Source organism: Streptomyces sp. NPDC045022, from assembly GCF_056432605.1.
Genome location: NZ_JBWKIR010000017.1, coordinates 143,853 through 162,701 on the forward strand (window position 1 = coordinate 143,853; position 18,849 = coordinate 162,701).

At 72.4% G+C, this 18,849-nt stretch carries 15 protein-coding genes and 1 pseudogene; 11 read left to right on the forward strand and 5 right to left on the reverse strand.

Annotated elements, in window-relative coordinates:
* Positions 1-44: 44 nt before the first annotated feature.
* Positions 45-1,169 (reverse strand): DNA integrity scanning diadenylate cyclase DisA, encoded by a 1,125-nt coding sequence (disA, locus tag AC07C1_RS27515; RefSeq protein WP_478943192.1) that lies wholly within the window; start codon positions 1,167-1,169, stop codon positions 45-47.
* Between the two features lie 79 nt (positions 1,170-1,248).
* Positions 1,249-2,658 carry a DNA repair protein RadA gene (radA, locus tag AC07C1_RS27520; protein WP_478943194.1) on the reverse strand — a complete coding sequence of 470 codons (1,410 nt, stop codon included), beginning with the start codon at positions 2,656-2,658 and terminating at the stop codon, positions 1,249-1,251.
* A gap of 197 nt (positions 2,659-2,855) precedes the next feature.
* Here radA and AC07C1_RS27525 point away from each other — a divergent pair, with 197 nt between their 5' ends.
* Positions 2,856-4,538 carry a BACON domain-containing protein gene (locus AC07C1_RS27525; RefSeq protein WP_478943196.1) on the forward strand — a complete coding sequence of 561 codons (1,683 nt, stop codon included), beginning with the start codon at positions 2,856-2,858 and terminating at the stop codon, positions 4,536-4,538.
* Positions 4,539-4,638: 100 nt separating this feature from the next.
* Here AC07C1_RS27525 and AC07C1_RS27530 read toward each other — a convergent pair whose 3' ends face one another.
* Positions 4,639-5,478, reverse strand: coding sequence for a DUF3109 family protein (locus AC07C1_RS27530; RefSeq protein WP_478943197.1), 840 nt, complete (start codon positions 5,476-5,478; stop codon positions 4,639-4,641).
* 71 nt (positions 5,479-5,549) lie between these two features.
* Here AC07C1_RS27530 and AC07C1_RS27535 point away from each other — a divergent pair, with 71 nt between their 5' ends.
* From AC07C1_RS27535 to ilvD, 4 genes and pseudogenes are all read left to right on the forward strand, one after another.
* Entirely contained in the window at positions 5,550-6,482 is a 933-nt protein-coding gene (locus AC07C1_RS27535; protein ID WP_478943198.1) for a Ppx/GppA family phosphatase, read from the forward strand.
* A 126-nt stretch (positions 6,483-6,608) separates the two neighbouring features.
* Positions 6,609-7,421 carry a sugar phosphate isomerase/epimerase family protein gene (locus AC07C1_RS27540; RefSeq protein ID WP_478943200.1) on the forward strand — a complete coding sequence of 271 codons (813 nt, stop codon included), beginning with the start codon at positions 6,609-6,611 and terminating at the stop codon, positions 7,419-7,421.
* Between the two features lie 314 nt (positions 7,422-7,735).
* Positions 7,736-8,326: pseudogene (locus AC07C1_RS27545) on the forward strand (TetR/AcrR family transcriptional regulator); the annotation flags it as partial.
* A gap of 124 nt (positions 8,327-8,450) precedes the next feature.
* Complete coding sequence (ilvD, locus tag AC07C1_RS27550) at positions 8,451-10,304, forward strand: dihydroxy-acid dehydratase (protein ID WP_478943202.1); 1,854 nt, start codon at positions 8,451-8,453, stop codon at positions 10,302-10,304.
* 67 nt (positions 10,305-10,371) lie between these two features.
* Here the strand turns inward: ilvD and AC07C1_RS27555 are convergent, their stop codons facing one another.
* The gene (locus AC07C1_RS27555; protein ID WP_478943204.1) at positions 10,372-12,498 is read right to left on the reverse strand and encodes a protein kinase domain-containing protein; all 2,127 of its coding nucleotides are present in this window, start codon (positions 12,496-12,498) and stop codon (positions 10,372-10,374) included.
* Positions 12,499-12,674: 176 nt separating this feature from the next.
* Here AC07C1_RS27555 and AC07C1_RS27560 point away from each other — a divergent pair, with 176 nt between their 5' ends.
* The 6 genes from AC07C1_RS27560 (at position 12,675) to proC (ending at position 17,146) form a co-directional block, all read left to right on the forward strand.
* Positions 12,675-12,995, forward strand: coding sequence for an SH3 domain-containing protein (locus AC07C1_RS27560; protein ID WP_478943206.1), 321 nt, complete (start codon positions 12,675-12,677; stop codon positions 12,993-12,995).
* Positions 12,996-13,056: 61 nt separating this feature from the next.
* Positions 13,057-13,581: an EamA/RhaT family transporter gene (locus AC07C1_RS27565; RefSeq protein ID WP_478943208.1), complete on the forward strand. Its 525-nt coding sequence runs from the start codon at positions 13,057-13,059 to the stop codon at positions 13,579-13,581.
* A gap of 73 nt (positions 13,582-13,654) precedes the next feature.
* Positions 13,655-14,449, forward strand: a complete 795-nt coding sequence (locus tag AC07C1_RS27570) for a class I SAM-dependent methyltransferase (RefSeq protein WP_478943210.1) — start codon at positions 13,655-13,657, stop codon at positions 14,447-14,449.
* 233 nt (positions 14,450-14,682) lie between these two features.
* Positions 14,683-15,483 (forward strand): ABC transporter ATP-binding protein, encoded by an 801-nt coding sequence (locus AC07C1_RS27575; RefSeq protein WP_478943212.1) that lies wholly within the window; start codon positions 14,683-14,685, stop codon positions 15,481-15,483.
* Complete coding sequence (locus AC07C1_RS27580; protein ID WP_478943214.1) at positions 15,480-16,262, forward strand: ABC transporter permease; 783 nt, start codon at positions 15,480-15,482, stop codon at positions 16,260-16,262. The genes AC07C1_RS27575 and AC07C1_RS27580 overlap by 4 nt, the downstream gene beginning before the upstream one ends.
* A gap of 71 nt (positions 16,263-16,333) precedes the next feature.
* Positions 16,334-17,146: a pyrroline-5-carboxylate reductase gene (proC, locus tag AC07C1_RS27585; protein WP_478943215.1), complete on the forward strand. Its 813-nt coding sequence runs from the start codon at positions 16,334-16,336 to the stop codon at positions 17,144-17,146.
* A gap of 125 nt (positions 17,147-17,271) precedes the next feature.
* On the opposite strand, the gene trpS is transcribed toward proC, so the two are convergent.
* Positions 17,272-18,300, reverse strand: coding sequence for a tryptophan--tRNA ligase (gene trpS / locus AC07C1_RS27590; protein ID WP_478943227.1), 1,029 nt, complete (start codon positions 18,298-18,300; stop codon positions 17,272-17,274).
* Positions 18,301-18,849: the final 549 nt, after the last annotated feature.

Consider the following 18,849-nt stretch of genomic DNA (forward strand, 5'->3'; position numbering starts at 1 on the left):
AACCAGGGGGAAGTGCCGAAAAGTTGGGTCGTCCCGGCCCGAACTCAGACGTACCGCTCGAGGATCGAGGACTCCGCCAGCCGCGACAGACCCTCCCGCACGCTCCTCGCCCGGGCCTCGCCCACGCCGTCCACGGTCTGGAGGTCGTCGACGCTCGCGGCGAGCAGCTTCTGCAGGCCGCCGAAGTGTTCCACCAGGCGGTCGATGATCGCGCCCGGAAGGCGGGGGACCTTCGCAAGGAGCCGGAAGCCCCGCGGGGACACCGCCGAGTCGAGGGTCTCGGGGGAGCCGGTGTAGCCCAGCGCGCGCGCCACCGTGCCGAGTTCGAGCAGCTCCGCGTGGGACAGCGCGTCCAGTTCGGACAGCGCCTCCTCGACCGTACGGGACCGCTTCGCCGTCGGCTCGGGGACGTAGTCCCGGACGACCAGCTCGCGGTCGGGTTCGACCCCGGCGATCAGCTCCTCCAACTGGAGGGCGAGCAGCCGGCCGTCCGTGCCCAGTTCGACCACGTATTCGGCGATTTCGGTGGCGATGCGGCGGACCATTTCGAGTCGCTGGGCGACCGCCGACACGTCGCGGACCGTCACCAGGTCCTCGATCTCCAGCGCCGACAGCGTGCCCGCGACCTCGTCGAGACGGAGCTTGTACCGCTCCAGGGTGGCCAGCGCCTGGTTCGCGCGGGAGAGGATCGCCGCGGAGTCCTCCAGGACGCGGCGCTGACCGTCCACGTACAGGGCGATCAGCCGCATCGACTGGGAGACGGAGACCACCGGGAAGCCGACCTGCTTGCTCACCCGGTCCGCCGTGCGGTGCCGGGTGCCCGTCTCCTCCGTGGGGATCGTCGGGTCCGGGACCAGCTGGACTCCCGCGCGCAGGATCTTCGACAGGTCCGACGACAGCACGATGCCGCCGTCCAGCTTGCACAGCTCCCGCAGCCGGGTGGCGGTGAACTCGACGTCCAGCACGAAACCGCCCGTGCACAGCGCCTCGACCGTCTTGTCGGAGCCGAGGACGATGAGGCCGCCGGTGTTGCCGCGCAGGACCCGCTCCAGGCCGTCGCGCAGGGGGGTCCCCGGCGCCACGGCGCTCAGCGAGGCGCGCATCAGGCGATCGGCACCGGCACTCCCACCGGACTTTCCGGGAGCTCCTGCCCGGTCGTTGGCTGCCACTGCACTCCTCCGGTCGCAGGTTCTGACGCGCTCCCGTCCCGCACTCGGTTCGTACGGACGGGCGAGACCTGCGCAAAGTCTACCGGCGCTCCTCCGCCTCCCGTGGGGCCTCTCGGCGACGGGAGCGCGGCAGCACCCGGAGCGCGTCCCCGATGTCGGCGACTTCCAGGACCTTCATGCCGGCCGGCACCTTGCCCGGATCGGTCGGCACGAGCGCGTGCGTGAAGCCCAGCCGGTGCGCCTCGGCGAGCCTGCGCTGCACGCCCGTGACCCGTCTGACCTCGCCCGCGAGGCCCACCTCGCCGATCGCGACCAGGTTCTTCGGCAGGGGGGTGTCGCTGGCGGCGGAGGCGAGCGCGAGGGCGATGGCGAGGTCGGCGGCCGGTTCCGACAGCTTCACGCCGCCGACCGTCGCGGAGTAGATGTCCCGCTTGCCGAGCGCGCTGATCCGGCCCCGCTGCTCCAGGACGGCCAGCATCATGGACACGCGCGAGGTCTCCAGGCCCGAGGTGGTGCGGCGCGGGGAGGGGATCTGGGAGTCCACGGTCAGCGCCTGGACCTCGGCCACCAGCGGACGGCGGCCCTCCAGGGTGACGGTCAGGCAGGTGCCCGGGACCGGTTCGGCACGGCGGGTCAGGAACAGGCCGCTCGGGTCGGTGAGGCCCGTGATGCCCTCGTCGTGCAGCTCGAAGCAGCCGACCTCGTCGGTCGCGCCGTAGCGGTTCTTCACGCCCCGCACCAGGCGCAGGCGCGCGTGCCGGTCGCCCTCGAAGTGCAGGACGACGTCGACCAGGTGCTCCAGCAGGCGGGGGCCCGCGATGGCGCCGTCCTTCGTGACATGGCCCACCAGGAGCGTGGACATGCCGCGATCCTTGGAGGCGCGGATCAGGGCGCCCGCGACCTCCCGGACCTGGGCCATGCCGCCGGGTGCGCCCTCGATCTCCGGGGAGGCCACCGTCTGCACCGAGTCGAGGATCAGCAGGGACGGCTTCACCTCGTCCAAGTGGCCGAGAACGGCGGACAGATCGGTCTCGGCGGCCAGATAGAGGTCCTCGTCGAGGGCGCCGATGCGGTCGGCACGCAGCCGTACCTGGCTCGCCGACTCCTCACCGGTGACATAGAGGGTGCGGTGCTCGGAGCTCGCGGACTTGGCGGCCACGTCCAGCAGGAGGGTGGACTTGCCGACGCCGGGCTCGCCCGCGAGGAGCACCACCGCGCCGGGCACGAGGCCGCCGCCGAGCACCCGGTCCAGCTCGGGCACGCCGGTCGAGCGGGCGGTGGCCTGGCGGCCGTCGACCTGGCCGATGGGCAGCGCGGAGCTGGTCACACGGCCCGGTGCCGTCGTACGGACCCCGGGCGCGCCGTACTCCTCGACCGTGCCCCAGGCCTGGCACTCCGGGCAGCGGCCGAGCCACTTGGCCGTCTGCCAGCCGCACTCGGTGCAGCGGTAGGACGGGCGGTCCTTGGTGGTCTTGGTACGGGCAGCCATGCGGAAACCGTAGCCCGCGGCACTGACAACGGGACCGGGGGCCGCTTGTGGGCGGTCCGGTATCGGCCACCCCACATCGGAAACCAGCCGTGGAACAAAGGGTTCCTGTCCCCTTATGAGGGATCGTTTCACCCGTACGGATTAAAAGTGCTCAAGCTTACAGAAGGGGCACTCCGCCGCCGCCTACGGTCGCACGGGTGATGAGTAGCAGTCCGGAGACCACGACCCGCACCACCGGCGCGCACCGGGCGCACCGCGAGGCGCGTGATCGCGCCGCCGCGCGCACCGTCGCCCAGCGGCCGCCGGCCCGCTACGAACCCTATCTGGACGGTCTGTTCACCTACTGTCTGTCGGTGCTGTGCGACCACGACGCGGCCACCGCGGCCCTCGGTGACGTCCTCGCCCTGGCCGAGCGGCGCGGGCACCGCGTCCCGGAGGCCGCCACCGACCGCAGGGCCTGGCTGTACGCGCTGGCCCGCTGGGCATGCCTGCGCAAGCTGGCCGAGGCCAAGCAGAAACGTCAGGCCACCCACGCGGCGGGCCGTACCGCCGCCGGGAGAACGGTCCCCGACCCGTCCGTCGCCCCCGAGGTCCAGGAGCAGCGGCGCGCCGAACTCGCCCTGCTCGCCTGGCCGGAGGCGGCCGGTACCTCCCCCGAGCAGCGCGAGGCCCTGGAACTCGCCGTCCGCCACCATCTCGCCGCCCACGAGGTCGCCGCCGTCCTCGGCATGGAACCCGCCACCGCGCGCGAGCTGCTCGCTGCGGCCGCCTGCGAGGTCGAGCGCACCCGCGCCGCCCTGGCCGTCGTCGAGACCGGCGGCTGTCCGAGCGTGGCCCACCTCACCGGCGACAGCCGGCTGGTCCTCAGCACCGCGCTGCGCCGCGAGCTGGTCCGGCACGTCGACGACTGTCCGCGCTGCCGCCGTACCGCCGAGCGCGCCGTCCCCGGCCGCTGGCCCGGCGCCACGGTCACCCCGGCCGAGCTGCCCGTCCTGGCGGCACCCCGGGCGGCCCTGCACATGGCCCTCGCCCACCACCCACGCGCGCGGGGCGCCGCCGTACCCCGCTTCGACCGGCGCGGCTTCCCGATGGACCCCAAGGACCGCGCGGCCCGCCGCGACCGCCTTCGCGCGCGTGCCGTCACGACGACCGTCGTCGCCACGGTCGTCGCCGCGCCCGTGCTCGCCCTGTGGGCCGCCTACCGGGGGGCTCCGGTGGGCGACGAGGACGGCCACTCCGCCACCGCGCGCGAGGCGCAGGGCCCCGACGCGCTCGGCAGCGACGCGGCGGGCGGCTACGAGAACGCGGGGAACGCCAGCGTGAAGCCCGGGGCGCGCACCGGCAAGGACGGCAAGCCGGACGTCTCCGTGGAGGTCGTGAGCGTCTCCGGCAGCGGCGAGAAGGGCGCCGGACACCTCGCGGTCGGCGCGGCCAACGACGGCGACACCACCCTGATCATCCTCACCGCCTCGGGTTCCGCACCGGTGCGCTGGTCCGCGTCCACCTCGGCGGCCTGGCTCTACTTCAGCCAGGCCACGGGCACCCTCGAACCCGGCGAGACGTTGACGGTCAAGGTGTACGTCGACCATCTGCGCGAGCCCTCCGGCCACTGGCGCGCACAGGTGGCGATCTCCCCGGCCGGCGCCGTGGTCACCATCGACGGCTACGGCACCGCGCCGAGCCGCCCCACGCCCGTCCCGTCGTCCGCCGAGCCGGCTCCGGCGCCGTCCAGCACACCCCCCACCGACCCGCCCACCAGCCCGTCCCCGCCCCCGGCGGACCCGACTCCCACCCCCACCGACCCACCCTCGTCCTCCGACTCCCCGCCCCCGACCCCCTCGCCGTCCGACACGGACACACCGGGCCCGTCCGGCACCTAGGGCCTCTCGTTTCGATCATGCCGACGCCAGGCCAGGAGGGCGGAACGTATCTGCCCATCACCCGGCCCCTCACAGCGGCCGGGGTGGGGCGGAAGAGGGGCTATGGCGTGGGGTCCGCCGGGTGGGGGGCCAGCAGGGGCAGCTGGGACGCCAGGCGCTGTTCGCACAGCTCGACCAGACGGTCGTAGCCGGCCTTGCCCATCAGCTCGGTCAGCTCGGGCCGGTAGGAGACGTACACCGGATCGCCCGCGCCGTGCGCCGACGTCGCCGAGGTGCACCACCAGTGCAGGTCGTGGCCGCCCGGGCCCCAGCCCCGGCGGTCGTACTCGCCGATGGACACCTGCAGCACGCGCGTGTCGTCCGGCCGGTCGATCCAGTCGTACGTCCGCCGGATCGGCAGCTGCCAGCACACGTCCGGCTTGGTCTCCAGCGGCTCCCGGCCCTCCTTCAGGGCGAGGATGTGCAGCGAGCAGCCCATGCCGCCCGCGAAGCCGGGCCGGTTCTGGAAGATGCAGGAACCCTGGAAGGGCCGCGTCTGCCGGGACCCCTCCTCGTCCTCGGAGACCCAGCCGTTGCGGGTGCCCTCGTCGTGGTGCTGCCAGATCTCCGGCGTCAGCCGGGCCACATGCTCGGCGACCCGCTTCTCGTCGTCCTCGTCGGAGAAGTGGGCGCCCAGCGAGCAGCACCCGTCGTCCGCGCGGCCGGCCTGGATGCCCTGGCAGCCGCTGCCGAAGATGCAGTTCCAGCGAGAGGTCAGCCATGTCAGATCGCAGCGGAAGACCTGCTCGTCGTCCGCCGGATCAGGGAACTCCACCCAGGCGCGCGCGAAGTCGAGCCCCTTCTCGTCGCTCGCCTTCGGCCTCTTGGGCGCTTTGGCGCCTTTGCGAACCTTGTCCGCCTTTTCCGATTTCACGGAGTTCGCCTTTTTCGTCTTTGGCACGTCTCCAGGGTAAGTGGCCCGGGCCCGCTCCGGGGACCGAGGACGGACGTTCTGGCAGTAGCGTTCCGTACATGAGACTCGGTGTCCTGGACGTGGGCTCGAACACGGTGCACCTGCTGGTGGTGGACGCCCACCCCGGCGCCCGCCCGCTGCCCGCGCATTCGCACAAGGCCGAACTGCGGCTCGCCCAACTCCTCGACGACAGCGGTGCCATCGGTGACGAAGGCGTCGACAGGCTGATCGCCGTCGTACGGGAGGCGCTCCAGGCCGCCGAGGACAAGGGCGTGGAGAACCTGCTGCCGTTCGCCACCTCCGCCGTACGGGAGGCGAGCAACGCCGACGACGTCCTCGCGCGCGTGGAGGCCGAGACCGGCGTACGGCTCCAGGTGCTCACCGGCGAGGAGGAGGCCCGGCTCACCTTTCTCGCGGTCCGCCGCTGGTTCGGCTGGTCCGCCGGAAAGCTGCTGGTCCTCGACATCGGAGGGGGCTCCCTGGAGATCGCCTACGGCATGGACGAGGAGCCGGACACCGCCGTCTCCCTCCCGCTCGGCGCCGGCCGCCTCACCGCCGGCTGGCTGCCCGGCGACCCGCCCGACCCGGAGGACGTCCGCGCGCTGCGCCGCCACGCCCGTGCGCAGATCGCCCGCACGGTCGGCGAATTCAGCCGCTTCGGCGCTCCCGACCACGTGGTCGGCACGTCCAAGACCTTCAAGCAGCTCGCCCGCATCGCCGGCGCCGCCCGCAGCGCCGACGGCCTCTACGTCCAGCGCGAACTCAAGCGCGAGTCCCTGGAGGCCTGGGTCCCGCGGCTGGCCGGCATGACCACGGAACAGCGCTGCGAACTCCCCGGGGTCTCGGAGGGCAGGGCCAACCAGCTCCTGGCGGGCGCGTTGGTGGCCGAGGGCGTGATGGACCTTTTCGGCGTGGAGAGCCTGGAGATATGCCCCTGGGCGCTCCGGGAAGGCGTGATCCTGCGGCGCCTCGATCACCTGGGTACGGCCTGACTTCCGAGGGGCGCGGGGAACGGCGCGGCCGACCACGCCGCTCGCCGCACCCGCCCGAATGGCAAACCTCACAACGGCGAACAGGCACCCGGCACCCGCACCGCCCGACCCCGTAAGGTGACGGACGTGGCTGAACCAAGGGACGTGCGCGTCGCCCTGTCGACGGCCTCCGTGTACCCGGAGTCGACGGCGACGGCCTTCGAGATCGCCGCGCGCCTCGGCTACGACGGCGTCGAGGTCATGGTGTGGACCGACCCGGTCAGCCAGGACATCGAGGCGCTGCGCCGCCTGTCGGACTACCACGGCATCCCCATCCTGGCCGTCCACGCCCCCTGCCTGCTGATCACCCAGCGGGTCTGGTCCACCGACCCCTGGGTGAAGCTCCAGCGGGCCAAGGCGGCCGCGGAGAAGCTGGGCGCCTCCACCGTCGTCGTGCACCCGCCCTTCCGCTGGCAGCGGCAGTACGCCCGGGACTTCGTCGACGGGATCTGGCGGATGGCGAACGAGACGGACGTACGGTTCGCCGTCGAGAACATGTACCCCTGGCGGTACCGCGACCGCGAGATGCTCGCCTACGCCCCCGACTGGGACGTCACCCAGGACGACTACCGGCACTTCACGATCGACCTCAGCCACACGGCGACGGCCCGCACCGACGCCCTGGACATGATCGGCCGCATGGGCGAGCGCCTCGGACACGTCCACCTCGCCGACGGCCGGGGCTCGGCCAAGGACGAGCACCTCGTGCCCGGCCGCGGCACCCAGCCCTGCGCCGAGCTGCTGGAGCGCCTCGCGCTCACCGGGTTCGACGGCCATGTCGTCATCGAGGTCAACACCCGGCGGGCGATGTCCAGCGCCGAACGTGAGGCCGACCTCGCCGAGGCCCTGGAGTTCACGCGCAAGCACCTGGCCTCGGCGGTGCGGGTGCCCCGGCGATGAGCGAGCCCACGCCCCCGGCGGCACCCGAGCCTTCGCCTCCGGTGGCACCCGAGTCCTCGCCCCCGGTGGCGAAGCCTCTCGCGGTGGGGGAGACCTCGGTCCCGCCGTCGCAGCCTCCCGCGGCGGAGGAGTCCTCGCCCCGGGCGGCACACGAGCCCTCGCCCCGGGTGGCACACGAGCCTTCGCACCCGGCGGCAAAGCCCTCGCCCCCGGCGGCACACGAGCCTTCGCCCCCGGCGGGGGAGACCTCGGTCCCGCCGTCGCAGCCCCCCGCGGCGGCGGAGAGCTCACTCCCGTCGGCGCCGCAGCCCAAGGCGCGTCGTCGCGGTCGCCCCCCGCGCACCGAGTCCGCCGGCACCCGCGACCGCATCCTCACCGCGGCCCGCGAGGAGTTCTCCGAACGCGGGTACGAGAAGACGTCCGTACGCGGGATCGCCAAGGCGGCCGGCGTGGACTCGGCGCTCGTCCACCACTACTTCGGCACCAAGGAGCAGGTCTTCGAGGCCGCCATCGAGGTCGCCTTCGCGCCCGCCCTGGATGCCCCGAACGCCTTGGCCGACGCCCCGCTGGACGCGGTGGGGGAGCGGCTGACCCGCTTCGTCTTCGGCGTCTGGGACAACCCCGTCACCCGTACACCCCTCCTCGCGATCCTCCGGTCCGCCGTGAACAACGAGACCGCCGCCGCCGTCTTCCGCCGCCTCGTCGCCTCCCAGCTGCTGCGCCGCATCGCCGCCCAGCTGGACCTGCCGGACGCGGAGCTGCGCGCCGAGCTGGCGGCCGCGCAGCTGGTGGGCACGGCGATGATGCGTTACGTGATCAAGCTGGAGCCGCTGGCGTCGGCGGACCTGGAGCAGATCATCGCGCGGGTGGCGCCGGTGGTGCAGAGGCATCTGACGCAACCCTGACAGGCACGCGGAGTGAAACGCGCGTCCCGCATTCCGGACAGGCTTGTCCAGCCCTCGGAGGGGCGGCGTACGCTCGTAAGAGCCAGAACTCTCTGGCGGACGGTCTTCGAAGGAGCGAGCGACGATGCCCGAGCTGAGGTCCCGCACAGTCACCCACGGCCGCAACATGGCGGGCGCCCGCGCCCTTATGCGCGCCTCCGGTGTACCCGGTGCGGACATCGGCCGGAAGCCGGTCATCGCCGTCGCGAACTCCTTCACCGAGTTCGTGCCGGGCCACACCCACCTGCAGCCGGTCGGCCGGATCGTCAGCGAGGCGATCAAGGAGGCCGGCGGCATCCCGCGCGAGTTCAACACGATCGCCGTCGACGACGGCATCGCCATGGGCCACGGCGGCATGCTCTACTCCCTGCCCTCCCGCGACCTGATCGCGGACTCGGTGGAGTACATGGTCGAGGCGCACTGCGCCGACGCCCTGGTCTGCATCTCCAACTGCGACAAGATCACCCCGGGCATGCTGATGGCCGCCCTGCGCCTGAACATCCCGACGGTCTTCGTCTCCGGCGGCCCCATGGAGTCCGGCCGGGCCACCCTGGTCGACGGCACGGTCCGCACGCTCGACCTGGTCGACGCGATCTCCGACGCCGTGAACGACAAGATTTCGGACGAGGACATCCTCCGTATCGAGGAGAACGCCTGTCCGACCTGCGGCTCGTGCTCCGGCATGTTCACCGCCAACTCGATGAACTGCCTCACCGAGGCGATCGGCCTGTCCCTGCCCGGCAACGGCTCGGTCCTCGCCACCCACACCGCGCGCAAGCAGCTCTACGTCGACGCGGCCCGCACGGTCATGGACATCACCCGCCGTTACTACGAGCAGGACGACGCCACGGTCCTGCCGCTCAACGTCGCCACCTTCCAGGCCTTCGAGAACGCCATGGCCCTGGACATCGCGATGGGCGGCTCCACCAACACGATCCTGCACCTGCTGGCCGCCGCCCAGGAGGCGGGCGTCCCCTTCGGCCTGGAGGAGATCGACGCGGTCTCGCGCCGGGTGCCCTGCCTGGCCAAGGTCGCGCCCAACGTCGCGAAGGACCGCACGTACTACATGGAGGACGTGCACCGCGCCGGCGGCATCCCGGCCCTGCTCGGTGAACTGCACCGCGCGGGCCTCCTCAACGAGGACGTGCACGCCGTCCACAGCCCCTCGCTGTCGGACTGGCTGAAGACGTGGGACGTCCGCGGCGGCTCCCCGTCCCCCGAGGCCGTCGAGCTGTGGCACGCGGCCCCCGGCTGCGTCCGCTCCGCCGAGGCCTTCTCCCAGTCCGAGCGCTGGGAGGCACTGGACGACGACGCCGAGGGCGGCTGCATCCGCTCCGCCGAGCACGCGTACTCCAAGGACGGCGGCCTCGCGGTCCTCCGGGGCAACCTGGCGGTCGACGGCTGCGTCGTGAAGACGGCCGGCGTCGACGAGTCGATCTGGACCTTCGAGGGCCCCGCGGTGGTCTGCGAGTCCCAGGAGGAGGCCGTCCAGCGGATCCTCACCCAGGAGGTCAAGGACGGCGACGTCGTCGTCATCCGCTACGAGGGCCCCAAGGGCGGCCCCGGCATGCAGGAGATGCTGTACCCGACCTCGTACCTGAAGGGCCGCGGCCTCGGCAAGAGCTGCGCGCTGATCACCGACGGCCGCTTCTCCGGCGGCACATCGGGCCTGTCGATCGGCCACGCCTCCCCCGAGGCGGCCTCCGGCGGCACCATCGCCCTCGTCCAGGACGGTGACCGCATCCGCATCGACATCCCGGGCCGCACCATCGAGCTGCTGGTCGACGAGGCGGAACTCGCGCGCCGCGAGCAGGCCCTGAACGGCGTCTACGCCCCGAAGAAGCGCGACCGCAAGGTCTCCGCCGCCCTCCGGGCCTACGCGGCGATGGCGACCAGCGCGGACAAGGGCGCGGTGCGCGATGTGAGCAGGCTGGGCTGACCCGACGCCCGCGACGGGGGCCGCACCCATCGGGCGCGGCCCCTTCGCCGTCTCACCAGGCCGAGTCTCACCAGGCCGAGGGGACCCGCCCGTCCCTGGCGAAGACGGTGCCGTCAGGGGCGGTGGCGTAGACGTGGTCGCCGACGACCAGCGGCGACGGCAGCGTGCCGGCGACCTCGGCCGAGTTCGTGCCGAGCCGTGGCGGTGTCTGCCCGAGCAGGCGTCCGTCACGGGCGTCCACGGCGAGCAGGCGCCCGTCGGGGGCGCTGAAGTACACGTGCTCGGCGGTGGCGGCGGGCGCCGAGCCACGGCTCACGGCCGTCTCCAGGTGCCACAGCCGCTTCCCGGCGTTCAGGTCGACGGCGTCCAGCGAGCCACCGGCCGCCAGCAGGTAGATCATGTGGCCGCGCACGGCGGCCTGCGGAGCGGTCAGCGGAACGGGCAACGCCATGCGGCGCGTCGTCCTCGAGCCGGGCGAGTAGCGGACCACCGCGTCCGTGACCGCGGAGGCGTTGTCGTCGGACAGCAGGATCAGCGAACCGTCCTGGCTGCCGACGGATCGCAGGGCGCCCCGCGACCGCGCCTCCCAGCGCGCGGCACCGGTGTGCGCGTCCAGCGCGGTGACCAGCGTGTACGCCCCATCGGCGGAGGTGGTGGCCGCGTGGACCAGCGGGTCGCCGGCGTAGGTGGTCAGGGTGGGGGTGCCGCGGCCGGGCAGGCGCCGGTGCCACTTCTCGTTCCCCGACCTCCCGTCCACTCCCGTCACCGTTCCGTCCGCGCCGGTGATCAGAAGCATGTCACCGGCGATCCGCGTACCCGCGTGGCCGGGCACGGTCCGCTGCCAGCGGGACCGTCCGGAGGCCGGATCGAGAGCCACCACCCGGCTGCCGCCGTCCGTGGGCAGCAACAGCAGTCCGCCCGCCAGCGCGGGCGTGCCATTGGAGTGTTCCCCGGCGACCGCGCGCCGCCAGAGCAGCGTGCCGTCCGTCAGGTCGAGGGCGTAGGCCGACCCGGAACGGAAGCACAGCAACCGTCCGGCGCCGTCGGCGCACCGGGGCATCCCGGAGCCTTCGCCCGCCGGCTTCGCCCGCCAGGCGGTGAACCCGGCCGCACCGGCACGGGCGCCGGTCTCCTTCACCGCCGGGCCGCCGTCACCGCGCGGCCACAGCAGCGCCGCGAGCACACCGGCTGTGACCAGGGCGGCGGACGCGACGGCGAAGAGGGTGCGGGAGACCGGACGGCCGAGGACCGTCCGCCGGGACGAGCGGTCCCGGGACTCCGGCCCGACCTGCGCGGGGGCGGGCCCCCGCCGCCCGGCGTCGTCTCCGGCCCGCTGCGCCGGTATGAAGGCCTGCGTGTCGTACGAGGCCGCCACGGAGCGCAGCTCCCGCATCAACTCGTCGGGGGTCGGCCGCTCTTCGGGCTCCTTGGCGAGACAGCGCCCGACCAGCGGTGCGAGACTCGCCGGCACCCCCGCCAGATCGGGTTCGTCGTGCACCACCTGATACGCGACCACGTACGGGCTGTCGGAGTCGAACGGCCCCCGCCCGGTCGCCGCGTGCACCATCACGGACCCCAGGGCGAAGATGTCCGCCGCCGGTCCCACCTCCCGGGGCCGGCGGAACTGCTCGGGCGCCATGAACGGCGGCGTGCCGATCAACTTCCCCGTCTCCGTGCGCAGTTCACTGTCCTTCGGCCGGGAGATGCCGAAATCGATGACCTTCGGCCCATCCTCGGCGAGCAGGACGTTGCTCGGCTTGAGATCCCGGTGCACGACCCCGACACGATGGATGTCGCGCAGCGCCTCCGCGAGCCCGGCCATCAGCCGCCGCAACTGCTCCGGAGCCATGGGGCCATTCCCCTTCACCTGGTCGGAAAGGGTCGGCCCGGGAATGAACAGCGTGGCCATCCAGGGCCGTGCGGCCTCCGGATCGGCGTCGACGACAGGCGCGGTGAAGGCACCGCTCACTCGCCGGGCCGCGGCCACCTCCTGCCGGAACCGGCCCCTGAACTCGGGGTCCCTGGCGAACTCGGCATGTACGACCTTCACCGCGAGCCTCATCCCCGAGGTGCTGCGGGCGAGGTGGACGACGCCCATGCCACCCGACCCCAGACACGACTCCAGGTGGTAGTGACCGGCGTACTCGGGAAGTTCCGCTTCCGCGCCCGCTCCGGTGCTGCGCTGTGGCGCCATGGACCGCCCCCCGTGCTCATCGTCCGCGCGCGACGCACGGAGCCTAGTCGATGACTCGTACGACACAGAGGCGGCTTGCTAGCCTCCGCGTGCGAGTCGCGCACAGGTGTTCCGTGACTCGCTTCGAGAAATCGACGGTCCCCATGACGGCCGTGGGGCCCAGGGGGAGAGGTCTCATGTCTGTCGACCGTTCGGAAGCAACCACGGGCTCCGCCGAGCAGGCGTCCCTCACGGCGGAGGCGACCGTGCGCACGTTCGCGGTGGCCCCGGGTGTCCGCCTGAACGTCCGCAACGGCCCCGGCACCAGCTACAGCATCGTCCGGGTCCTCCCCGAGGGCTCCCGCGTCGCGATCTTCTGCCAGGCACCTGGCACGACGGTCACGGGCCCCTACGGCACCACGAAGATCTGGGACAACATCGACAACGGCGAGTACGTCTCCGACGCCTACGTCCAGACAGGCAGCAACGGCTACATCGCCTCACGCTGCGCCGTCTGACGCCCCCGCCGCGCCCGACCCCACCCGGAAGCCCGCCTCCGCCCGGCGCCATAATCGTCCCGTGAGCGACGAAACCGGCACCCCGGACACCCCGGCGGGCTCCCCAGGCGGCGCGGCCCGGAGCGGCGGCCCCCGCCCGGAGCCCCTGCGCTTCTTCGGCACCTCCTGGGTGAACCACGACAACGGCTACGCGCTCCGCCGGGCCGGCGTCGCCGTCGGCTCCCTCGCCGCGGCCGCCGCCTCCTGCCTGGTGCTGCGCCTCGCCTACGACGGCATTCGGATCGCCGACACCGGCTCCTTCGTGATGGTGCTGATCACGGTCATGTTCGCGATCTGCAGCGCGCTCGCCTTCCGCAACACCTGGGAGGGCTTCGGCAAGCGCCACGACCCCCGGCGCCAGGCCTCCCTGCGTGGCCTGCTCGCCATCGGCTTCGTCGGCTCCCTCCTCGCCTACTTCGTCCGCTCCCTCACCGAGGCCCCGGGCGAGAAGCTGCACCGCGAGGAGTACGACAAGGCCCGCGAGGAACACGAACGCCGCACCACCCGCCGCACCGGCAACCCGTCGAAAAAGAAGCGGCACCGGTAGGAGGCCCGGCCCGCGGGTCCGGTCGGCCACAAGTCGCTGTCCCTTCGCGCCACGCTCCGACCACCATGGCCGCATGACGACCACGCAGCCGCCCACCGGCCCACACGCCTCCCGCACTCTGCGCGCCCGCTCCTTCGACTCCGCCGCCGCCCAGTACGCCGCGAACCGCCCCTCCTACCCGCCCGCCCTCTTCGACGCCGTCGAGGAAACGGCCGGCCGGTCCCTGTCCGGAGCCAAGGTTGTGGACGCCGGCGCCGGTACCGGCATCGCCACCGCCCTCCTGCACGCCCGCGGCGCCGACGTCCTCGCGGTCGAGCCCGGCGACGGGATGGCCGCCGAGTTCCGCCGCGGCCTGCCCCACATCCCGCTCGTCCGGGGCAACGGCAACGCCCTCCCCGTCGCCGACGCGCACGCCGACTTCCTCACCTACGCCCAGGCCTGGCACTGGACCGACCCGGCCCAGTCGGTCCCGGAGGCGCTGCGGGTGCTGCGGCCGGGCGGCGCGCTGGCGCTGTGGTGGAACACCGACGCCGTCGGCGTCGACTGGATCGCCGAGGCCGCCGATCGCGTCGCCCGCTTCTTCGGCGTGGACATCGCCGCCGAGAAGCGCAAGGCCGGTGAGCGCACGGACCGGGCCGACCCCAGCGGCCGTCTCGACTTCACCCGACGCGAGATCCGCTGGAGCCGCCGGGTGCCGATCGACACCCACCTGGCCAACCTCGGCAGCCATTCCCTCTTCCTCGTGACGTCCGAGGAACGCAGGACCGCCTTCCTGGCCGAGGAGCGCGCCCACCTGCTGAACGTCTTCCCGGACGGCGTCGTCGAGGAGACGTACGACGTGCTGCTGCTCGTCGCCACCAAGCCCTGACCTCGGCTTCCCGCGCCGGTGGAGCGGCGGACGGGTCTTCCCTCCCCCGTGGAGCGGCGGACGGGTCTCGCCCGGCCGCCGCTCCCGCGTGTGCCCCCATCCCGGGACCGCCTTCACCCATGCGACCCACCTCCCGCCTCGGCCACCAGAGTCCGCCCGGCAGAAGCGCCCGCCCGGAACAAGCACTCCCTCCCTCTTGACGTTCCGGACCGCCCGGGCAGATTATTCATCGCATGATGAATTACGTGCCGGACCCACCACACCCGGCCCCCGCCCCCGCCGTCCACGCCGAAGACCTCACCGTCGTGCGCGGCCCCCGCACCGTCCTGCACCACCTCCGCTTCACCGTGCCCCGCGGCCGGATCACCGGCCTGCTCGGCCCCTCCGGCTGCGGCAAATCGACCCTCATGCGCTCCATCGTCGGCACCCAGGCCAAGGTCACCGGCACCCTGAACGTCCTCGGCCGCCCGGCCGGCCACCCCGCCCTCCGCAGCGGCATCGGCTACGTCACCCAGGCCCCGTCCGTCTACGACGACCTGACCGTCCGCCAGAACCTCGACTACTTCGCCGCGATCCTCGACCCCGGCCGCACCGCCGCCGAACGCCGCCACCAGCACGTCACCCAGGCCATCGCCGACGTCGACCTCACCAGCCACGCCGACGCCCTCGCCGGCAACCTCTCCGGCGGTCAGCGCAGCCGCGTCTCCCTGGCCGTCGCCCTCCTCGGCACCCCCGACCTCCTCGTCCTGGACGAGCCCACCGTCGGTCTCGACCCCGTCCTGCGCCGCGACCTGTGGAGCCTCTTCCACGACCTCGCCGCCACCCGCGGCACCACTCTCCTCGTCTCCTCCCACGTCATGGACGAGGCCGAGCGCTGCCACCGCCTCCTCCTCATGCGCGAGGGCGAGATCCTCGCCGACGACACCCCGGACGCCCTGCGCACCCGCACCGGCACCGACACGGTCGAGGCCGCCTTCCTGCACCTCGTCGACCAGGCCGGCACCGCGGGCCGCACCAAGGAGAGCACCCGATGAGCACGAGCACCCCCGCGCACACCCCCGCACCCACCAGCGCCTTCAGCACCGCCCGCACCACCGCCACGGCCGCCCGGGTCCTTCGCCAGCTCCGCCACGACCCGCGCACCATCGCGCTGATGATCCTCATCCCCTGCCTGATGCTGGTCCTGCTGCGCTACGTCTTCGACGCCAGCCCCCGCACCTTCGACAACATCGGCGCCTCCCTGCTCGGGATCTTCCCGCTGATCACGATGTTCCTGGTCACCTCCATCGCCACCCTGCGCGAACGCACCTCCGGCACGCTGGAACGCCTCCTCGCCATGCCCCTCGGCAAGGCCGACGTCATCGCCGGCTACGCCCTCGCCTTCGGTGCCCTCGCCGTCGTCCAGTCGGCCCTCGCCACCGGCCTCGCGGTGTGGCTGCTCGGCCTCGACGTCACCGGCTCCCCCTGGCTGCTCCTGCTCGTCGCCCTCCTCGACGCGCTGCTCGGCACGGCCCTCGGTCTCTTCGTCTCGGCCTTCGCGGCCTCGGAATTCCAGGCGGTCCAGTTCATGCCCGCGGTGATCTTTCCCCAGCTCCTCCTCTGCGGCCTGTTCACCCCCCGCTCCGACATGCACCCGGTCCTGAAGGGCATCTCCGACGCCCTGCCGATGTCGTACGCCGTGGACGGCATGAACCAGGTCCTGCATCACACCGACATGACCGCGACCTTCGTCCGCGACGTCCTGATCGTGGCCGGCTGCGCACTGCTCGTCCTGGGCCTGGGCGCGGCCACCCTCAGGCGCCGCACGTCCTAGGCGCGCCCGGCGGTGTTCCGCCTGCCGGACAGCCACCCCCCACCCGTCAGGCCCGGTGCGAGGATGACCCCATGAGCCAGAAAGTCGCAGTCCTCGGCACCGGCAAGATCGGCGAAGCCCTGCTCAGCGGAATGATCCGGGCCGGCTGGGCCCCCGCCGACCTCCTGGTCACCGCCCGCCGCCCCGAACGCGCCGAAGAACTCCGCACCCGCTACGGGGTCACCCCGGTCGGCAACACCGAGGCCGCCAAGTCCGCCGACACCCTGATCCTCACGGTCAAGCCGCAGGACATGGGCACCCTTCTGGACGAACTCACGCCGCACATCCCCGCCGACCGCCTGGTCATCAGCGGAGCCGCGGGAATCCCCACCTCCTTCTTCGAGGAACGCCTCGCCGCTGGCACCCCGGTCGTCCGTGTCATGACCAACACGCCCGCCCTCGTCGACGAGGCCATGTCGGTCATCTCCGCCGGCAGCCACGCCACCGCCGACCACCTCGCCACCGCCGAGGAGATCTTCGGCGCCGTCGGCAAGACGCTCCGCGTGCCCGAGAGCCAGCAGGACGCCTGCACCGCGCTGTCCGGCTCCGGCCCGGCGTACTTCTTCTACCTGGTCGAAGCCATGACCGACGCCGGCATCCTGCTCGGCCTGCCCCGCGACAAGGCCCACGACCTCATCGTCCAGTCCGCCATCGGCGCCGCCGTGATGCTCCGCGACAGCGGCGAGCATCCCGTCAAGCTCCGCGAGAACGTCACCTCTCCGGCCGGCACGACCATCAACGCCATCCGCGAGCTGGAGAACCACGGCGTACGAGCCGCCCTCATCGCCGCCCTGGAAGCCGCCCGCGACCGCAGCCGCGAACTCGCCTCCGGCAAGAAGGACTGAGGCGAGCCGCGAGAAGGACCGAGGCGAGCCGCAAGGGCTGAACGGGGCCGCCCGGTGCCGGGGGCGACGGCCGCTCGGCACCGGACCGGCCGACCGCCTCCGCACGCACCGGACGCCCCGCGTCCCTAACGGCCGGTCGTGCTCAGCGCCGTCTCGAACAGCGGAGGCAGCAGACCGATCGCCCGGTACGCGGCATCGACGGTCGGCCGGGCCATCGACCGGGCCTTCTCCGCACCAACCCGCAGCACCCTCTCCACATGGGCGGGATCCGCGCACAGCTCCCGGTGCCTGGCCTGCACGGGCCTGAGGACCTCCACCACAGCCTCCGCGGTGTCCTTCTTCAAGGCGCCGTACGACTCATACGCGCCGGCCAAGGCCTCGGGGTTCCCACCTGTGCACGCCGCGAGGATCTCCAGCAGGTTCGCCACTCCCGGCCGCGCCTCCCGGTCGTACTCGACCTCCCGCCCGCTGTCGGTCACCGCCCGCATGACCTTCTTCCGCACCACGTCCGGCTCGTCCAGCAGATAGACGACCCCCGCACCCGAGTCGTCCGACTTCCCCATCTTCGAGGTCGGGTCCTGCAGATTCATCACCCGCGCCGCCACCCCCGGAAGCGTCGCCCGCGGCAACACGAAGGTGTGCCCGTAGCGCTGGTTGAACCGCACCGCCAGGCCCCGTGTCAGCTCCACGTGCTGCACCTGGTCGTGCCCGACCGGCACCTCGTCCGCGCCATAGGCCAGGATGTCCGCCGCCATCAGCACCGGATACGTCAGCAGCGACAGCCGCACGCTCCCGCCGCGCTCCCGCTCCCGCGCGGACTTCTCCTTGTACTGGATCATCCGCCGCATCTCGCCGTCGGCCGCCACGCACTCCAGCAGGTACGACAGCCTCGTGTGCTCGTCGACATGGCTCTGCAGGAAGACGGTGCACACCTCGGGGTCGAGCCCGGAGGCCAGCAGCAGCGTCGCCGTCTGGCGACTGAGCCTGCTCACCCGCGCCGGATCGTGGTCCACGGTCAGCGCGTGCAGATCCACCACACAGAACAGCGAGTCCGCCCGGTGCTGGTCCACCTCCGCCCAGCGCCGCATGGCTCCCAGGTAGTTCCCCAGCGTCAGGTGCCCGGTCGGCTGGATACCGCTGAAGGCCCGTGTCATCTCCACTCCACCTCCTGATCGGGACCGCCGCTCCTGCGGCCGGCCCCGGGAGTCCCGGAGGAGATACGAGAACGGCCGCCGAAGCGGCGGCCGTTGAGTGCATACGTGAGTACGGCCGCCGTCAGGCGGCCCACCAAAGCTGGGTGCACGTACGCGTAGTCACGTCCCCGAGCATACGCCGCAGGCAGGGCCTCGGGGGCTGAGTTGACACACCCACCACGGATCCGTACTGTTCTCCGAGTTGTCCGACGTGAGCGCCGATTCAGGTCGGTCCCCGGACAGCCATTCCGCAAGCACCACCCATCAATCGATGCTCCGGCGTCGGCTGCACTGGCGTGCGTATTTGCGAAATGAGGAATCCATGTTCGAAAGGACGTAGCCCCCGATTAGCTCGGGAGCCGGGAATCCGCTAAAGTCTCACTCGTCGGAACGGCCCAGCGGCCGGGAAGACAAACCCCCCTGACTGGGAGTCAGACACCGAAAGGATCTGATAGAGTCGGAACCGCCGGAAAGGGAAACGCGGAAGCGGGAACCTGGAAAGCACCGAGG

Excerpts from the sequence above, each read along its gene's own strand:
- radA (WP_478943194.1), bottom strand. The coding sequence starts at position 2,658 with ATGGCTGCCCGTACCAAGACCACCAAGGACCGCCCGTCCTACCGCTGC.
- AC07C1_RS27535 (WP_478943198.1), top strand. The coding sequence starts at position 5,550 with ATGAGACTCGGTGTCCTGGACGTGGGCTCGAACACGGTGCACCTGCTG.
- ilvD (WP_478943202.1), top strand. The coding sequence starts at position 8,451 with ATGCCCGAGCTGAGGTCCCGCACAGTCACCCACGGCCGCAACATGGCG.
- AC07C1_RS27555 (WP_478943204.1), bottom strand. The coding sequence starts at position 12,498 with ATGGCGCCACAGCGCAGCACCGGAGCGGGCGCGGAAGCGGAACTTCCC.
- AC07C1_RS27560 (WP_478943206.1), top strand. The coding sequence starts at position 12,675 with ATGTCTGTCGACCGTTCGGAAGCAACCACGGGCTCCGCCGAGCAGGCG.
- AC07C1_RS27570 (WP_478943210.1), top strand. The coding sequence starts at position 13,655 with ATGACGACCACGCAGCCGCCCACCGGCCCACACGCCTCCCGCACTCTG.
- AC07C1_RS27575 (WP_478943212.1), top strand. The coding sequence starts at position 14,683 with ATGATGAATTACGTGCCGGACCCACCACACCCGGCCCCCGCCCCCGCC.
- AC07C1_RS27580 (WP_478943214.1), top strand. The coding sequence starts at position 15,480 with ATGAGCACGAGCACCCCCGCGCACACCCCCGCACCCACCAGCGCCTTC.
- proC (WP_478943215.1), top strand. The coding sequence starts at position 16,334 with ATGAGCCAGAAAGTCGCAGTCCTCGGCACCGGCAAGATCGGCGAAGCC.
- trpS (WP_478943227.1), bottom strand. The coding sequence starts at position 18,300 with ATGACACGGGCCTTCAGCGGTATCCAGCCGACCGGGCACCTGACGCTG.